Annotated in this window: 14 protein-coding genes and 2 pseudogenes; 14 read left to right on the top strand and 2 right to left on the bottom strand. The window is 40.5% G+C overall.

The window, feature by feature from the left end; genetic code table 11:
* Together D8847_RS03515 and purH are read left to right on the top strand one after the other, a co-directional pair.
* Positions 1-702: a hypothetical protein gene (locus D8847_RS03515; protein ID WP_185757914.1), complete on the top strand. Its 702-nt coding sequence runs from the start codon at positions 1-3 to the stop codon at positions 700-702.
* A complete protein-coding gene (purH, locus tag D8847_RS03520) occupies positions 702-2,249 on the top strand; it encodes a bifunctional phosphoribosylaminoimidazolecarboxamide formyltransferase/IMP cyclohydrolase (protein WP_125840624.1) in 1,548 nt (515 codons plus the stop codon). The genes D8847_RS03515 and purH overlap by 1 nt, the downstream gene beginning before the upstream one ends.
* Before the next feature lie 182 nt (positions 2,250-2,431).
* Here the strand turns inward: purH and D8847_RS03525 are convergent, their stop codons facing one another.
* Positions 2,432-2,974 carry a TetR/AcrR family transcriptional regulator gene (locus D8847_RS03525; RefSeq protein ID WP_000456532.1) on the bottom strand — a complete coding sequence of 181 codons (543 nt, stop codon included), beginning with the start codon at positions 2,972-2,974 and terminating at the stop codon, positions 2,432-2,434.
* A gap of 167 nt (positions 2,975-3,141) precedes the next feature.
* Between D8847_RS03525 and D8847_RS03530 the strand changes: the two genes are divergently transcribed.
* The 12 genes and pseudogenes from D8847_RS03530 (at position 3,142) to purB (ending at position 14,328) form a co-directional block, all read left to right on the top strand.
* Complete coding sequence (locus D8847_RS03530; RefSeq protein WP_000025438.1) at positions 3,142-3,651, top strand: HXXEE domain-containing protein; 510 nt, start codon at positions 3,142-3,144, stop codon at positions 3,649-3,651.
* Positions 3,652-3,710: 59 nt separating this feature from the next.
* Positions 3,711-3,785 (top strand): annotated as a pseudogene (locus D8847_RS10895) (IMP cyclohydrolase); the annotation flags it as partial.
* 211 nt (positions 3,786-3,996) lie between these two features.
* Positions 3,997-4,830: a sce7726 family protein gene (locus D8847_RS03540; RefSeq protein WP_125840625.1), complete on the top strand. Its 834-nt coding sequence runs from the start codon at positions 3,997-3,999 to the stop codon at positions 4,828-4,830.
* Between the two features lie 12 nt (positions 4,831-4,842).
* Positions 4,843-5,784: a sce7725 family protein gene (locus D8847_RS03545; protein WP_125840626.1), complete on the top strand. Its 942-nt coding sequence runs from the start codon at positions 4,843-4,845 to the stop codon at positions 5,782-5,784.
* A gap of 3 nt (positions 5,785-5,787) precedes the next feature.
* Entirely contained in the window at positions 5,788-6,879 is a 1,092-nt protein-coding gene (locus D8847_RS03550; RefSeq protein ID WP_125840627.1) for an RES domain-containing protein, read from the top strand.
* Between the two features lie 344 nt (positions 6,880-7,223).
* On the top strand, positions 7,224-8,486 hold the full coding sequence (gene purD, locus D8847_RS03555; protein ID WP_125840628.1) for a phosphoribosylamine--glycine ligase: 1,263 nt from the start codon (positions 7,224-7,226) through the stop codon (positions 8,484-8,486).
* 187 nt (positions 8,487-8,673) lie between these two features.
* On the top strand, positions 8,674-9,165 hold the full coding sequence (purE, locus tag D8847_RS03560; protein WP_125840629.1) for a 5-(carboxyamino)imidazole ribonucleotide mutase: 492 nt from the start codon (positions 8,674-8,676) through the stop codon (positions 9,163-9,165).
* Positions 9,152-10,243 (top strand): 5-(carboxyamino)imidazole ribonucleotide synthase, encoded by a 1,092-nt coding sequence (gene purK / locus D8847_RS03565; protein WP_125840630.1) that lies wholly within the window; start codon positions 9,152-9,154, stop codon positions 10,241-10,243. Before purE ends, purK begins: the two co-directional genes overlap by 14 nt.
* Positions 10,244-11,194, top strand: coding sequence for a ketopantoate reductase family protein (locus tag D8847_RS03570; protein ID WP_125840631.1), 951 nt, complete (start codon positions 10,244-10,246; stop codon positions 11,192-11,194).
* Positions 11,195-11,204: 10 nt separating this feature from the next.
* Positions 11,205-11,422 (top strand): annotated as a pseudogene (locus tag D8847_RS03575) (phosphoribosylaminoimidazole carboxylase).
* 6 nt (positions 11,423-11,428) lie between these two features.
* Positions 11,429-12,724 carry a hypothetical protein gene (locus D8847_RS03580; protein WP_125840632.1) on the top strand — a complete coding sequence of 432 codons (1,296 nt, stop codon included), beginning with the start codon at positions 11,429-11,431 and terminating at the stop codon, positions 12,722-12,724.
* Positions 12,725-13,029: 305 nt separating this feature from the next.
* Complete coding sequence (purB, locus tag D8847_RS03585; protein WP_000610728.1) at positions 13,030-14,328, top strand: adenylosuccinate lyase; 1,299 nt, start codon at positions 13,030-13,032, stop codon at positions 14,326-14,328.
* Between the two features lie 57 nt (positions 14,329-14,385).
* On the opposite strand, the gene strH is transcribed toward purB, so the two are convergent.
* Complete coding sequence (gene strH / locus D8847_RS03590; RefSeq protein WP_125840633.1) at positions 14,386-18,417, bottom strand: LPXTG-anchored beta-N-acetylhexosaminidase StrH; 4,032 nt, start codon at positions 18,415-18,417, stop codon at positions 14,386-14,388.
* Positions 18,418-18,509 lie beyond the last annotated feature (92 nt).

Below are 18,509 nucleotides of genomic sequence, written 5' to 3' on the forward strand. Positions count from 1 at the left end.
TTGAATAATAAAGCTGTTAAGAATTTACTAGATAAAGTTAAAGAATTTGAAGAATTTTTTAATGAGTATGAAAAACAATTTTACCCTAAAGTAATAAAAATTAGAAATAAATTTCTAATTAGCTTAATTGTATTTATTGCTCTAATGTTAACAAGTTATGTACTTTGGTTGTGGGATTTTGGTGATTTGTGTGTTAAAATAGCTTTNCTTATTTTTACTGTGTTTTCTTTGGGGTACTTTATTTATCTCAGTCGAAAATTTGATAAAGTTTCAGACGGAAAACCTAATAAATTTGAAGAGCTATGTAGAGAAATAAAGTATGAATTGATTCTTATGTATGGAGAAAAAGCTAGTTATGCTGTGAAGTTGTTAATATCTGATTTGACAGATAAACGTGATAGGTCGATTAAGCGATATGAAAGTTCAATACAATTTGTTGGTAGGATTGGTATAATTTTGACAACGGCTTTTGTCACTTTGGCTTTAAATAAATTATTTGTTGCAGATGAGACAGCTATTTCTGTTGAAACATTTTTGGGTTTAATTTTAATCGTAGTTATAATAGTATGGTTGATTAATTTCATACATGGTGGAATAAAAAATATTATTAAATACCCCTTATGGGGTAAAGCTTCAAAAGAAGTGTATCTAATAGATATTTTATACGAAGTTAAATATATGGTTTTGGAGAAGGAGAAATAATGACTAAACGCGCCTTAATCAGCGTCTCAGACAAAGGGGGCATTGTTGAATTTGCCCAAGCACTCAAAAAACTTGGTTGGGAGATTATCTCGACAGGTGGAACTAAGGTTGCCCTTGATAATGCTGGGGTGAAGACCATTGCGATTGATGATGTGACGGGTTTTCCAGAGATGATGGACGGTCGTGTCAAGACTCTCCATCCAAATATTCACGGTGGACTTTTGGCTCGTCGTGACTTGGATAGCCATTTGGAAGCGGCTAAGGACAATCAGATCGAGCTCATTGACCTTGTGGTAGTCAACCTTTATCCTTTCAAGGAAACGATTCTCAAACCAGATGTGACCTACGCTGATGCGGTGGAGAACATCGATATTGGCGGGCCATCCATGCTTCGTTCAGCAGCGAAAAACCACGACAGCGTGACAGTTGTGGTAGACCCTGCTGACTATGCAGTGGTGCTTGATGAATTGGCAGCAAATGGTGAAACGACTTATGAAACTCGCCAACGTTTAGCAGCCAAGGTTTTTCGTCACACAGCGGCTTATGACGCTTTGATTGCAGAATACTTCACAGCTCAAGTCGGAGAAAGCAAACCTGAAAAGCTCACTTTAACCTATGACCTCAAGCAACCAATGCGTTATGGGGAAAATCCTCAGCAGGATGCGGACTTCTACCAAAAAGCTTTGCCGACAGACTATTCGATTGCATCAGCGAAACAGCTCAACGGTAAAGAATTGTCCTTCAATAACATTCGTGATGCGGATGCAGCTATCCGTATCATCCGTGATTTCAAAGACCGTCCAACTGTTGTGGCTCTCAAACACATGAACCCATGTGGAATCGGTCAGGCTGACAACATTGAAACAGCTTGGGACTACGCTTATGAATCTGACCCAGTGTCTATCTTTGGTGGAATTGTCGTCCTTAACCGTGAGGTGGATGCTGCGACAGCTGAGAAGATGCACGGTGTCTTCCTTGAAATCATCATCGCACCAAGCTATACGGATGAAGCGCTAACCATTTTGACCAACAAAAAGAAAAACTTGCGCATCCTTGCCTTGCCATTTGACGCTCAAGATGCCAGTGAAGTGGAAGCAGAATACACAGGTGTTGTCGGTGGGCTCCTCGTTCAAAATCAAGACGTGGTCAAAGAAAGCCCAGCAGACTGGCAAGTGGTGACCAAACGCCAACCAACTGAGACAGAGGCAACTGCTCTTGAATTCGCTTGGAAAGCTATCAAGTACGTCAAATCAAATGGAATCATCGTAACCAACGACCACATGACGCTGGGTGTCGGCCCAGGTCAAACTAACCGTGTGGCCTCTGTTCGTATCGCCATTGACCAAGCCAAAGACCGTCTTGACGGCGCTGTGCTTGCTTCCGATGCCTTCTTCCCATTTGCGGATAACGTGGAAGAAATCGCCAAAGCAGGTATCAAGGCGATCATCCAGCCTGGAGGATCAGTCCGTGACCAAGAGTCTATTGAAGCAGCTGACAAACACGGCCTGACTATGATTTTTACTGGTGTAAGACATTTTAGACATTGATGGGTATTTAAAAATTAGCTCATTATCAACTGTGATAAATGATTTATCACTAACAACGAGAGAAGACGTAAGTTGTCTTCTCTTTTTGTATGTCTAAAACAATAAGCATTTTAGTGTTAGAAATTATTAAAATGATTTGTCAGAGCTGTTCATGACTAATATCGAAAAACTCAGTTTCTCACTTAACTATTTTTCATACGTTTTATGGTGTTTAAGGTTGTTGTGACTAGCTCGTTAACAGGCATTGTCTGGTAATCTGTTTTTAACCATTCATCAAAAATATTGTAGAGACCTCCAACGATGAATCTACTATCATAGGTGATTTGTCTTTGATTACTGTTTGTGACATGCCAAGGTGCCATGACAGTGGTATAAGCAGCAGAAAGCTTATCATAAGACCTTTGCAAGATAAGCACGAGCAAGTTTGCGTCCTGCAAAATTTTTAATGGCTCAGTGTACTGGCTCCAATACTGAAAGAAAAGGTTCACCAAATCTTCAAAATTAGTCAGTTTTGCTGTTTGAAGTTCGATAATATAGTCTTGAATTAAGCGGTCTAAATAGTTCGTAAGAACTTCCTCTTTTGAATGGTAATAACGATAAAACGTTCGTCTAGCAATCTGAGCATGCTCACTGAGTTCTGCAATGCTGATATTATGAAGGGATTTCTTAGTTGCTAATAAATCGAACAAGGCTTCCTCCAGCCATTGTCGCGTTTGATATTCCATGGTATTTTTCCTTTCCTGTCACACTTTTGGTCAAACTGTGCCAATTTCTCTTAACCTCTTGTTTTTGTAACAGTTTATCTTTATACTAAAAGTGTTGCGCGTGATATATGATTATCATTTATTCTTAACATTGTACAATTGTTAGTTGTTATTAAGGAGGTAAAGATATGAGCATTCTTTTTAATGTTTGGATGCTACCTATTTTATTTATTTTACACGATTTTGAAGAAATGATTTTTATGCCCTTGTGGAAAACACGGCATCATCAAAAATTAGAAACTTTTAAGAAACCGTTCTTTGGTTCCGTTACGCAAGGCTCCGCTTTTGCAGTAGGTGTGTTGGAGGAATTTATCATCCTGGTGTTTATTTCTGGATTCTGCCAAATAACTCACAACACTTTACTCTATTTATCTTTTGTAATAGCTTATACATCTCATTTCATAATCCATTATATCATGTGCATGCGATTTAGGGGTTATGTTCCTGGAGTCGTCACAGTAACCCTAGAATTGCCAATGGTTCTAATGATTATTTCCCACTATTGGTCTTCTGACGTTCCTTTGTTATCAGTCTTTGTCTATCTTTTATTAGCCATGATAATAGCTTTTACGAATCTTAAAATAATGCATCTCATCATGCCAAAAATCCAAACACATCTAGAAAAATATGCGAAATGAAAAACGATTAAATGAGAGCTACTTTTTAACCTTTCTGATATAACTGGTTAATGAGTGGCCAAGAATCCATCGAATCGGCGGACAAATACGGCTTGACTATGGTCTTCACAGGAGTAAGACATTTTAGACATTAAGAAAACAAAAGGGAAGAAAACAGTTTCTTTCCTTTTTTTGAAATGAAATAATAGATTAATAAAAAAATTACGAGAAGCGAATTTATTTGTAAATTAGAAAACATCATAATTTTATCAGCAAGGTAATAAATAAAGTTATGATAAACTATGTTAGAAGTAAATATTTTTGATATAATGATGTTAGCAGAGCGCAATCAAGGAGGGGATTGATTTGGAAATTAAAAAAAATTATTTAATAAATAGATTTTTTTCCAGAAATACTATCAAAAATCTCGTACAAAATAAAAAAGATTCAGTTTTTGAGCGTGTTTCGCAACATTATAAATTAGAAAATAATTTGTCCACTATTCAAAATGTTTATAATAAACTATCTCGGTCGTATCGGAACGAATACTTCTATAAGAATACTCTTTTAAATAAACGTTTATTAGGAATACATAGTGTCAATACTACAACAGCTTTAACAGAGATACCTGTCGGTCGAGCAAAACCAGATTTTATTTTAATCAACGGGAAGGCGGTTGTGTATGAAATAAAAACAGAATTAGACAATTTTGACAGACTTGAAAACCAAATCAATGAATATTATAAAGCTTTTAACCATGTTGCCATTTTGACATACGAAAAGAACATAGAAATGGCGAAAAGAAAAATTGATGAGATTAATAAACCTATTGGTCTATATATTTTACAAAAAAACGTAAAAATTAAAACAGTGATGGAACCCAAGGAATACAATAATGATTTAGATAGAGATATCATTTTCAGTATTCTTCGGAAACGCGAATATGAAAGTATTATTGAGAAGCATTTTGGTTCTTTACCTCAGGTCTCTCAATTCGATTATTACGATGTTTGTAGGCAACTAACTGAAGATATTCGACTAGAACAATTTTATTCAGATTTTTTAATTGAACTGAAAAAAAGAAATCCAATCAATAAAGAATTGTTTGCGGCGGTCCCATATGAACTCAAGTTTTTGGTGTATTTCATGAACTTTAAACCAAAGGATTATGATGCACTTGCACAATTTTTACGAAAATAGGAGGAGCAAAGTATGTATTTTCCATACCTAAGAGGTCGGCAATATGAATTAATAGCGCTCAGAGAGTTATTAGAAAATAATAAGTTAAGCAACAATGTTATTCCAATTATTGAACCAGTGAGATTATCCCCAACTCTGGTCAGTACTTTGGAAGCATTTGCAACGAAGAAGCAGCCGTGTGCCCTCATNATGAATCCAGCAGTAGGGTTCTTTAATGAGGAATACAGCAAAAACGAAAAAAATCGAGCAAGCCGCTTAGACAAAGTGATTGAGCAGAGTGAGCATTTGTACTTTGCCTCACTGATAAGCACAGATTATCAAAAAGCTGATAATTTCAAGCAGAATGATGACATGAGTAGGCAAATCACAATATGTAAAGATCCTGATGATTTAAATGGATACGAAGATAATTATAATACAGAACTAACAGCCTACAATATTATTGGGGAAGACAGTAAGTTAAACAGAGAGGTTAGCGGGAGCAAAGTCAAAGTTAGTGACAGATTTAAGAAAGCGCCAAGAAATGTAGATTATGCTAAAAAAACAGATGAATTTTTCTCAGAAGATCATAAATATTTTTTAAAGGATGGGTATAAGGGGTTTTCGGATTACTCTATTGTTGGCGAGAGCTACAGTGATTCAGGATTTGCCCCCACTGCTATAGCTATTCATATCGTTTATTTTAACGAAAAACAAGATTTAAGAATTCATCATTTTGTATCTAATACAAATGAAAAGCAGAGAAACCAAGCGGGTAAGTTTGAGGAGGCTCTCGAAAAGTTAATAAATGCTATTGAAGAAGGTAAAATATCACAGACAATGGCGATCAAAGAGTTTCAACGATTGTCCGATACCAAAACATATCCAGGGCTTGGCACCATTAAAAAATTAACCATGATGCATCATATTGAATTGGTTGGTAAATATCTTGATCAAATAAATGGAGACAGATAGTTAATGAAGTTTTGTCAAAAATGCTTTGCAGATGAAATTCTTAAATCTCAAGTAGTCATAGCTGGAAGACAGTCTAGCTGTGATTTATGTAATAATGCGAATGACTTTGTTTATGATACGCAGAAAGATAATTATTTAATTGATTATTTTAGTTCATTTATTTCTATTTTTTCTCCAATAGAAAAAATAGAAAATTTCCAATCTGGTCAAGAGACGCTATTAAAAACTGAAGTAGCAACAAATTGGAATATATTTACTACTAATGATGAGTATAAGGTTTATCAAATGCTTTCAGAAATTTGTAAAGAACTGTTTGAAGAAATTCCAAACTTGTTAAACTCACCTGTTGGAGTAGATAAAATGTATGATCCTATCTATTTACAGGCGCATTCGTTATTCAGTAAGGGTTGGGAATGTTTTGTTGAAGATATTAAATATAATAATCGTTTTCATTCTAACCAGATTAATAAAGGTATTTTAGCAAAGTATTGTGAAGCTATCCAAAAGACTTATTCAGGAGGAGAACAATTCTTTAGATGTAGAATTGCAAAAGATAGAAAACAATTTGAGCCGAAAGAAATAGGTGCACCCCCTAAAGGTAAATCTGCTGATGGAAGAGCGAATGCAAGAGGGATTGTGACGTTATATTTGGGTGATACAGAAAAAACAGCATTACATGAAACTAGAACAGGTTTATATGACCATGTCTGCATTGGGACTTTTGAATTAAAGTCTCCTATAACAGTCATTGATTTTAAAAAAATCAATGAAATTAGTCCCTTTCAAGATGGGATTATTGATGACATTGCTGAGTTGGCAATTAATAAAAAGCATCTAAAACAAATTGATTATGAGATGGGGAGAGTAATGAGAAATTCTGATGATGTTTTAGATTATCTCCCAACTCAATATATAGCTGATTTTGTCAGATCTATAGTCTCAGAAGAATATCCTGAACAATATGCCTTTCAAGGAATTGAATTCCGTAGTGTTATGAATCTAGAAGGTTTCAATTTAGCTATATTCACACCAGAGTGTTTTGATGTAATTGATATAAAAATGAAACGAATAAATCAGATTTCCTATGTCTGGTAGATATAAAACATGGCTATATACTTTAGAGATATTCCGCACTTAATGAGCTTGGGACAAAATTCTAGCCTTAAATATAAAAAGCGAACAAAGATAGTTTTCTGACAATCAGAATTTTTTCTTGTTCGCTTTTTTATTTCATTTACCCAGTCTAAGAATTTATCGTATAGAATTCCTAAAGTCAAAATTTTTTTGTCCCAGCCTCATTAAGTGTTTAAAGATTTAAAAAATGAACTAGCTTCAGTAAGTTTACTCTATGTTGTATTTTTCTACTTGTAGATATAATTAGATTAAAACGAACGTTTATGATATAATATTAGTAAATAATTCGCAAAAGAGGTTGAGAGATGAAGCTGTTAGTTGTCGGTTCGGGTGGTCGTGAACATGCGATTGCTAAGAAGTTGTTGGCGTCTCGGGATGTTGAGCAGGTCTTTGTTGCTCCTGGGAATGATGGGATGACTCTGGATGGTCTGGAATTAGTGAATATCTCTATTTCCGAACATTCTAAACTGATTGAGTTTGCAAAAGCCAACGATATTGCTTGGACCTTCATTGGGCCAGATGATGCCCTTGCTGCTGGTATCGTGGATGATTTTAACAAAGCTGGGCTCAAGGCTTTTGGTCCGACTAGGGCTGCAGCGGAGCTGGAGTGGTCCAAGGATTTTGCTAAGGAAATCATGGTCAAATACGACGTCCCGACAGCAGCCTATGGCACATTTTCAGATTTCGAGGAGGCCAAGGCTTATATCGAAGAAAAAGGCGCTCCAATCGTAGTCAAGGCGGATGGATTGGCGCTCGGGAAGGGTGTTGTCGTTGCTGAAACGGTTGAGCAAGCCGTCGAAGCTGCTCACGAGATGCTTTTAGACAATAAATTTGGTGACTCAGGAGCGCGTGTGGTCATCGAGGAATTCCTTGACGGAGAAGAGTTCTCTCTCTTTGCCTTTGTCAATGGGGACAAGTTCTACATCATGCCGACAGCTCAGGACCATAAACGTGCCTACAACGGCGATAAGGGGCCTAACACGGGCGGTATGGGATCTTATGCGCCAGTTCTTCACTTGCCACAGAGCGTGGTTGATACGGCGGTTGACACCATTGTCAAGCCAGTCCTTGAAGGGATGATTAAAGAAGGTAGTCCGTATCTTGGTGTTCTTTACGCAGGGCTTATTTTGACTGCTGACGGTCCGAAGGTTATAGAGTTTAACGCTCGCTTCGGAGATCCCGAAACACAGATTATCCTGCCTCGTCTGACCTCTGATTTTGCGCAAAACATTACGGATATTCTCGATGGCAAGGAGCCGACCATCACGTGGACGGAGAAGGGTGTGACTTTGGGTGTGGTTGTCGCATCAAACGGCTACCCGCTAGACTATGAAAAGGGTGTGGAATTGCCAGCTAAAACCGAAGGCGACATCATCACCTACTATGCAGGGGCTAAGTTTGCGGAAAATAGCAGAGCACTGCTATCAAACGGCGGACGTGTCTATATGCTCGTCACCACAGCCGATACCGTCAAAGAAGCTCAAGAAACCATCTATCAAGAACTCTCCCAACAAAAAACAGAAGGCCTCTTTTACCGAACAGATATCGGAAGCAAGGCTATGAAGTAAAAGTATAAAAATAACGCGACGAAGTCGCCAAATACGTTAATGGTCGCCGTGGTGAAAAGACCAGAACATTCACTGTTCTGGTCGGGGGAAACTTTGAGACCTTAGGCTCAAAGTTTAGGAATGAAACCGAAGGTTTGCTTCCGTCCCCACCACCTAAGACCATTATCAAAAAAGAAAAGGAAAAATTATGACTAAACCAATTATTTCCATCATAATGGGCTCAAAATCCGACTGGGCAACCATGCAAAAAACTGCCGAAATCTTAGACCGTTTCGGTGTAGCCTACGAAAAGAAGGTTGTCTCTGCCCACCGTACACCTGATCTCATGTTCAGACATGCCGAAGAAGCACGTAGTCGTGGTATCAAGGTCATTATCGCAGGTGCAGGTGGCGCAGCTCATTTGCCAGGTATGGTTGCTGCTAAAACAACCCTTCCTGTCATCGGTGTACCCGTCAAATCGCGTGCCCTTAGTGGCGTGGACTCGCTCTACTCTATCGTGCAGATGCCGGGTGGCGTGCCTGTCGCAACTATGGCTATCGGTGAAGCAGGAGCGACTAACGCTGCCCTCTTTGCCCTCCGTCTCCTGTCAGTAGAGGATCAGGCTATCGCGATAGCATTGGCAGATTTCGCAGAAGAGCAAGGAAAAATCGCAGAGGAGTCTACAAATGAGCTTATCTAAAACAATCGGAATTATCGGTGGCGGTCAGCTTGGTCAGATGATGGCCATTTCTGCTATCTATATGGGGCACAAGGTCATCGCGCTGGATCCTGCGGCGGATTGCCCAGCCTCTCGTGTGGCGGAAATCATCGTGGCACCTTATAACGATGTGGACGCCCTCCGTCAGTTGGCTGAGCGATGTGATGTCCTCACTTATGAATTTGAAAATGTCGATGCTGACGGTCTGGATGCTGTCATTAAGGATGGACAACTCCCTCAAGGAACAGACCTGCTCCGCATTTCTCAAAATCGCATTTTTGAAAAGGACTTCCTCTCAAACAAGGCTCAAGTCACTGTAGCACCATACAAGGTTGTGAATTCTAGCCAAGATTTGGCGGATATCGACCTGTCGAAAAACTATGTTCTTAAGACTGCGACTGGTGGCTACGATGGGCATGGACAAAAAGTCATTCGCTCAGAAGCAGACTTGGAAGAAGCCCGTGCACTAGCCGACTCAGCAGACTGCGTTTTGGAAGAATTCGTCAACTTTGACCTTGAAATTTCTGTCATTGTATCAGGGAATGGCAAGGATGTGACGGTTTTCCCCGTTCAGGAAAATATCCATCGCAATAACATCCTGTCCAAGACCATTGTGCCAGCTCGCGTTTCAGAAAGTCTAGCAGAAAAAGCAAAAGCAATGGCAGTGCGAATCGCTGAACAACTGAACTTGTCTGGAACTCTCTGCGTGGAAATGTTTGCGACTGCCGATGACATCATCGTCAATGAGATTGCTCCACGTCCACATAACTCTGGCCACTACTCTATCGAAGCCTGCGACTTCTCCCAGTTTGACACCCATATTTTAGGCGTTCTAGGAGCACCATTGCCAGCTATTAAACTGCATGCGCCAGCCGTTATGCTTAATGTACTCGGCCAACACGTTGAGGTCGCTGAAAAATATGTCACAGAAAATCCAAGCGCCCACCTTCACATGTATGGTAAAATAGAAGCGAAGTACAACCGCAAGATGGGGCATGTGACCTTGTTCAGTGATGTGCCGGATAGCGTGGTTGAGTTTGGAGAAGGGATTGATTTTTAGGTGAGAATAGCAATTTTAGGTCTTGGGGTTATCGGGACCATTTATGCCTATGCTTTTCAAAAAGCAGGTCATCAGGTAGATCACGTGCTGAGAGAAAGTAAGAAAAGTACAGCACCAAACGTTTTGCCAGTTGATTTGCTAGATGGCCGTTATGTTTCCAAAGGTGAAAATAAACGGGATACCTATGTGGTTCATGTGGCGGAGGCTCATGCGGAATATGATTTTATTTTTATCAGTGTGCGTCAGGGTTTTGTAAAAGGAGCTGTGGAAACTTTGCGAGAAAATCAGATTAAAGGAACTCTCGTTTTCTTCTGTAATTTCTGGAATACGCGAGAGGAAGTAGAGAAATGGGCAGGGGAGTATGACTATATTCTCGCATTTCCGACAGCTGGTGGTCATATGAATAAGGACCATTTGGATGGCGTCTTGTTCGACCATTTAATGTTAGAAGGGGAGAAAAAAGCACACATCCCCAATTATGCTGACTTGACGGATTTGCTGACTTCAGCAGATTTGAAGTGGGAGGTTCCCCATGATATGGTCGAGTGGATTTGGATTCACATGGCGATTAATGCGGGTGTCACCTCGACAGCTGCACGCTCGGGAAATCTAGAAAATCCAGAAAAATTGGCTTTGAACTTGATGAACAGTTCTTCGGAATTATCATTAGCCATCAAGGCCATTCGAGAGGCTTTGAAAGTCGTAGAAGCGCGTGGTGTGAATTTGAAACTTTACAAAGCAGAACTCTTGCCTTATAAAATTCCCGCTTGGATTGCAGGGAAGGCCATGAAAGCTATGTTTGCGAAAAATGAGCTGACCCGAAAAATCATGACCTTGCATAATGACAAACAAGATATCTTTTATTGTTGTCAAAGTGTTTATCAGACTGGTCTGAAGTTGGGGGTTGAGATGCCTATTCTAGAAGCCAATATGAAGGGGATTTCTGTCTAGAGTATTCTGGTTGTACAATGGTTTTATTAAACAAGATAAGGCTGTGGAGCAGTCGTTGAGGTCTTGCATGCTAGTGGGGATCACGAAAAGGTGAAAGACAAGCATGAAGAGCTAGTAGCTCAGCACCCAGAAAACTATTTGGTGATTTATGATTTGGCACTGGATACGGATTTGAATACGCTAGATCATTGTCCATTTGTGTGGATTGGAAAAGAAGAATTTGAATAAGAAATTATGGATTATATTACTTTTAAAACAAAGTTGTTTGAATATTTGGGACTTCAGGTCGATACACCCGGTGATAAAATATACTTTAAGGTGGAAAATTCAGTATATGTAGATAATGAATTATTGATGTTTGATAATGAAGAAATGGAGAAATTGTTTTTCTCATTACCTAACTATAAGCAGGAAGAAAATTATTTTTTAGAGTCTAGTACTAGTTTTGAACTGTTTTTGACATCAAGTGATNTAAGACGTCCTCCGAGATATTACTACTCTCCTATAGAGGTAGCGGATAATGCTTCTAATATAAATTATCGTATAGCTGGAATTTCTGATGTTGCAACATTTTATTTACTATATAAACGAATTGAGGAAATGGTTCATCCTGGTTATGACATACTTATGTATTTTAAAGATATGGATATGCGTAAGAGAAGAGTTGGGAGACTTGAACAAGTAGAATTTGAACAAGATAAGAAATATGAACCATTCTTAACGTATCTATCGAGTCGAATTGCTCCCTATCATTTTTCATTGAAAATTATTTCTAACGAACCTAAGGATATATATGAGTTCAAACAATATAAAGATTCTTTTATTTTTACTTATATTTATAGTAAACATAGACCAATAATTGAAGCTGAAAATTTGAATAAAATTAGTGATGAGAGAAGGTTGTATGGGGTAAAACCTTTTGAAATGGAGGCACCAAAAAGGAGATACGATCCGTTTATAATTGAATACTACCGACAAGCTTCGGAAAGTAGTGATCCATTTATACAATTTATTTCTTATTATCATATCTTAGAATATTTTTATGATGAAATATTTAATAAAAAATTAATAGAAGATTTGATGAACAAGATAACCCATCCTGATTTTTCATATAGGAATAAATCTAAAATCAAGGAGTTGGCTTATTTTTCTCATAAACGATTGACTGGCTTTGGTGAGGATGGTCAAGGTAATGAATTAGAATCCTTGAAATTTGTTTTAAAAGAGTATGTCAGACCTACAGAATTAAGAGAAAGATTAATAGAGTTGAAACAAAATCCAGACTACTATCAAAATAATAAAGTAGATTTTAGTAATGGCCCTGGTATTTCTTTTAGTGACGAAGAGGGGATATATATTACTCTTGCAAAAAGGATTTATTTTACTAGAAATTCCTTGATTCACAGTAAGAGTAATAGGAAATCTCAAACTTATCGAGTAAATATTCATAAAGATATTTTGAGAAATGAGATTCCATTATTGGAAGCAGTATCGGAATTAGTAATATTAAATTCTTCTGAAATTTTATAAAATTGGTTATTTCGAAATAATTTAAAGAGAAGTTAAAAAGTATAACAAAGAATACAGGTTACATAATCTCTGAATGAGCTAAAAATTTTTAACAATAAGGAGAAGAGGGCAAATTCAAGTATTTGGATTCTTGCTAAAAGCGCTCCTCATGTAGAAAATAAAAGAAGAAAGGAAATGGGTATCTAGTTTGCAGACCTGAACCCGGGCGGAAAGCTCGGAATTTAGATAAACCTCTTAGGACGAAAGTGTCCGTCGTTGGTTTCCTAAAATTCAGTCGCTTTCTAGTCGCCCTTGGTATCTTAATCATGATCAACCGTTACTCTCGCCCTGAGATGGCGAACATTTGGAGTGAAGAAAATAAATACCGTGCTTGGCTTGAGGTGGAAATCTTGGCTGACGAGGCATGGGCTGAGTTGGGGGAAATCCCTAAGGAAGATGTGGCTTTGATTCGTGAGAAGGCGGACTTTGACATCGACCGTATTTTGGAGATTGAGCAGGAGACGCGCCACGATGTGGTAGCTTTCACGCGTGCAGTTTCTGAGACGCTTGGTGAGGAGCGCAAGTGGGTTCACTATGGCTTGACTTCTACCGACGTGGTGGATACTGCCTATGGCTACCTTTACAAACAGGCTAACGACATCATCCGTCGTGACCTTGAAAACTTCACTAACATCATCGCTGACAAGGCCAAGGAACACAAGTTCACCATCATGATGGGGCGTACCCACGGTGTGCACGCTGAGCCGACAACTTTTGGTCTTAAATTAGCGACTTGGTACAGTGAAATGAAGCGTAACATCGAGCGTTTCGAGCATGCAGCTGCTGGAGTGGAAGCTGGTAAGATTTCAGGTGCGGTTGGGAACTTTGCCAACATCCCACCATTTGTAGAGCAATACGTCTGCGACAAGCTGGGTATCCGTGCCCAAGAAATCTCAACACAGGTGCTTCCTCGTGACCTTCATGCTGAGTACTTTGCAGTTCTTGCCAGCATCGCGACTTCCATCGAGCGTATGGCGACTGAGATTCGTGGTCTTCAAAAATCTGAGCAGCGCGAAGTGGAAGAGTTCTTTGCCAAAGGTCAAAAAGGTTCTTCAGCAATGCCTCACAAACGCAACCCTATCGGTTCTGAGAACATGACAGGTTTGGCGCGTGTTATCCGTGGTCATATGGTGACAGCCTATGAGAACGTCGCTCTCTGGCACGAACGTGATATTTCCCACTCATCAGCTGAACGTATCATCACACCAGATACAACCATTTTGATTGACTACATGCTCAACCGTTTCGGAAATATCGTCAAGAACTTGACGGTCTTCCCAGAAAATATGATCCGCAACATGAACTCTACGTTTGGTCTTATCTTTAGCCAACGTGCTATGTTGACCTTGATCGAAAAAGGCATGACGCGTGAGCAAGCCTATGACTTGGTGCAGCCAAAAACAGCCTACTCCTGGGACAACCAAGTAGATTTCAAACCGCTTCTGGAAGCAGATCCAGAGGTGACTTCTCGCCTGACTCAAGATGAAATCGACGAAATCTTCAACCCTGCATACTACACTAAACGAGTGGACGATATCTTTGAACGTATCGGACTGGGTGACTAATCCTAACAATAAAAAGCGAGATTCAATCTCGCTTTTTTATATGCTTGTCTAAGGGGGTTAATCTTCTTTTCTCTTAGTGAGGCCGTAAGCTGCTAGTGTGGCCATGAGTCCTGCTGCGACCAAGCCTGCAGAGTCTTGACTTCCTGTTGCAGGAAGTTGTTTTTCTTCTGCTTTGCTAGTAGTTGGTTCAGCTTGCTCAGCTTTCTCAACGGCAGTTCCGGCTTCGACCACCTGAGCGACCGCTTCCTGCGATACCGCACTATTGACAAGGGTTCTTTCTTCCTTGCCATCAGCAGCAGTGCTGACAGAGTAGAAAATCGTACGACGACCATTTACACCAGTAACGACGACTTGACTTTGTCCTTTTGGCAATTGCGGATTTTCACGTGTTACGGTAGTGAATGGAATCTCTTCCTCTTGGATGTCCAGTCTAGGTTTTTCCTCTGCGACTGGGGCAAGACCGTGTTCATCCCCTACATGGGTAACAAGGGTTCCGACTTCAATAACTTGGGTCACTGCTTCTTGGGTCACAAGGCTATCTACAAGAGTTTTCACTTCCTTACCGTCAGCACTAGTGCTCACAGAGTAGTAATGACTGCGACGGCCGTTAGCGCCTTTAGTAACGACTTGAGTCTTCCCTTTGAGCAAGAGTGGATTTTCACGTGTCACAGTAGTGAACGGAATCTCTTCTTCTTGGATATCTAGTCTAGGTTTCGCTTCGGCAGCTGGAGCAAGGCCACTTTCATCCCCTTTGTGAGTAATAGGGGCACCGATTTCAACCACTTGGGTCACAGGTTCTTTGGTTACTTGGCTATCTAGAACGGTTTCTGTTTGTTTCCCATTTTCAGTAAGGACAGAGATGTAATGAGTGCGTTCACCCTCTACACCTGGTGTGATGATGTTTTCCTTACCGGCTGGGAGATCCGGATTTTCTTTTTTGATAACCTCAAAAGGAATCTTTTCTACTCTTGTGATGAGTTCCGGTTTGGTTTCAACATTGGCAGCTAGTTCATTTTCATCGAGGCTTCCTGAGTGAGTTGCCGCTGGTTTGAGGCCTAGGCGGGCTGCTTTGAGCTTGGCTACGAGAGCGTCTAACTCGGCTTGTTTGTTACGGTTAAGGTTGTAGTTGAGAGCTTCTTTAGCTGCATTTAGGGCGTCCAAGCTTTCCTTGTTGTATCCTTCTAGGTTCGCAGGGATTTGAGTAAGCTCCTCGCGGAGTGCATTGTAGTTAGCGCGGAAGTAGTCTTTATTATTGTCTGCAAAGGCAGTCATGAGTTCAAAGATTTCTTCTTCCTTGTACTCAGCACTTGGTTTATCTGCCCAGATAGCAAGCATACTACCAATAGTAGGAAGATCTACCTCAGGATATTTGGTAGATGCAAGCTGGTTAAATGGTGTTTTTTTAGTGTTTTCAATTGCCTTTTTGAGGAAACCGCCACCATCTTCAGGTTTTTGACCGAGAATGTAGTACCAGTCTCCGTTAGTATTAAGGAATTTATAGCCTTTACTTGCAAGGTACTGAGGAGATGCAAGGTTGTAGCCCCACCATCCTTTAGACCAGTAAGAGATGATGACATCCTTATCAAACTCAACATCATCCTTGTCCTCGTAGTAGAAACCATCGTTGAAGGCCATTGGTTGAAGGCCTCTTTCTTTAGCCATAGCAGCAAGGGTGTTAGAGTACTCAGCAAACTTGCCATAGAGTCCATACCATTTGAGGTAGTACCAGCCTTGGGCGTTGGTGGCATCATTGGCATATTCGTCTGTACCGTAGTTGAAGATCTTAGTCTTGCCTGCAAAGAAGTCCATGTACTTGCCGATGAGGGCTTTGACAAAGTTCATCGCCTCTTCGTTTTCAAGGTCCATGGTTGTTTTGGAGACCTTGTCAAAGTTGGCTTGAGGATTCTTGATTCCAAGTTTTTCCATAGCAACGAGCATGGCGTCCATGTGACCTGGGCTGTTGATCGCTGGGATGAGTCCGAGGCCTTTTGATTTTGCGTACTCGATCAATTCAGTGATTTCAGCTTGACTAAGAGTGGTTCCGTTTGGATCATCGTAGTAAGCTTTTGTTCCTTCGATGATAGCCTTCTTGACATCGTCACTTGCATAAGTTTTGCCGTTAGCTGTGATGGTCATGTCATCAAGGAGGAAGCGAAGTCCATCATTCCCTAGGAGAAGATGCACATCAGAGTATCCGAGTTCGCTCGCCTTGTCTACGATGCGTTTGAGTTGGTCAAGCGTGAAGTATTTACGTCCGGCATCGATGGAGATTACCTTGTTCTTGGCAAGTTTTTCAACTTCACGTTTCGCGTCTTCTTCTTTTTGAGCTTCTGGTGTGAAGGTCAAGTTGCTTACAGCTTCTTGGAGTTTTGCGATTGCTTGGTCAATGGTGTCTTGTTGGGCACGGCTGAGGTTGCTATCGAGTGAGCGAATGGCTTTTTCAGCTTCTTTGACAGCTGCGACACTTTCTGCAGTATAGCGGTTAAGGTCTGTTGGTACTTCTTTCAAAGCTTGCTCAGCAGACTCATAGTCAGCTGCGAAGTATTCAGCATTGGCATTTGCGAAGCTGCGCATGAGTTTGAAGAGGCGTGATGATGAATAGCGTGCAGATGGGGTGTCCGCCCAAGCAGCTACCATACCCCCGATGAACGGGATAGTAGCCCCATCAGATTTTGGGACAGAAGTGATTGGAGTGTTCTTGATACCATTGAGTCCTTGGTCGAGGTTGTACCAGCCTTGACCATCGGCATTTCGTCCGAGGACGTAGTACCAAGCATCGTTGGTATTAAGGATTTGGTGACCTTTTTCAACTAGAAGTTTAGAAGAAGCGACGTCGTATCCACCCCATCCACCAGTCCACATAGAAACGATGATGTCTTTGTCAAAGGTTCCAAAGCTAGTGTCGCTATTATAGTAGATACCGTCGTTAAAGGCCATTGGTTTGAGACCGTGAGATTTAACGATACGAGCAAGGTCATTAGCGTAGGCGATAAATTTATCATAACCCTTGTCAGGGAATCCATCTTCTGGATACCATTTATAGGCTTGAAGAACGCTCCATCCTTTGGCATCTGTGGCATCATTGGCGTACTCATCCAGTCCGATATTAAAGATATCAGATTTGCCAGCGAAGTAAGCAGCATATTTGTCAATCAGAGCTTTGGTAAATGCAACAGCCTCTTTGTTATCAAGGTCAACGGTACGAGCAGATTCCTTACCAAAGTAGTTGAAGTTCGGTTTTTGGATGCCTAGTTCTTTCATAGCATGCAAAATCGCATCCATGTGACCAGGGCTGTTTACAGTTGGGATGAGACCAATACCTTTATTTTTAGCATAGTTGATCAAGTCCGTCATCTGACTTTCTGTCAAATGGTTGCCGTTTGGATCCTTGTAGTAGGCGTCGGTTCCGTTTTCGAGTGCACGTTTGACATCGTCGCTTGCATAGGTTTTGCCATTGGCTTTGATCGTCATGTCGTCCAGCATGAAACGCATGCCATCATTTCCAACTAGTAAATGAAGATCGGTATAACCATAGTGTTTGGCTTTGTCGATGATTTCTTTGAGTTGGTCTGGAGAGAAGTACTTGCGCCCAGCGTCGATTGAGATCATTTTTCGTTTTGCCAGTTTTTCATTTACCTGAGCTACTCGTTTCGTGCTAGGAGTGGCTACTGCAGGTGTGACGGCTTCATTTTTCTTTTCTGAAGGAGTACTTTCGGCAGGAGTTTCAGCTGGAGCAGGGCTTTTTTTCTCGGCGCTAGGAGTTGGAGCAGCATTTTCTGTCACAACTTGTGCGCTTGACTCTTCTGTTTTTGGAGCAACTGTTTGAGGAGCCTCCTGGTCTTCTTTGACCTCCTCTTTTACAGGCTCGTCAGCCTTTTCTTCCAGTTTTTCTGGAACCTTGGACTCTACAGCTTCTTTGACTGCTTGAGGACTCTCCTGAATAGTTTGAACAGTTTCTTCAGCTGTTGGAGCTGGAGTAATCCCGTCGGCAGATACGACTTGTGCGCTAAAAGCAAATCCTATAAGTACAGAAGCTGCCCCAACCGCGTATTTACGGATGGAGAAGCGCTGTTTCTTTTCTAGTTTCATGACAAAACCTCCTTGTTATTATCATATATGATAGCGTTTACATAAAACCAATTTTATTTTATTATCTAAGGAGTAAAATGTCAAGTGGGTTT

It is taken from the genome of Streptococcus mitis (genome assembly GCF_003942795.1).
In the GTDB taxonomy this organism is placed as follows: Bacteria; Bacillota; Bacilli; order Lactobacillales; family Streptococcaceae; genus Streptococcus; species Streptococcus mitis_BJ.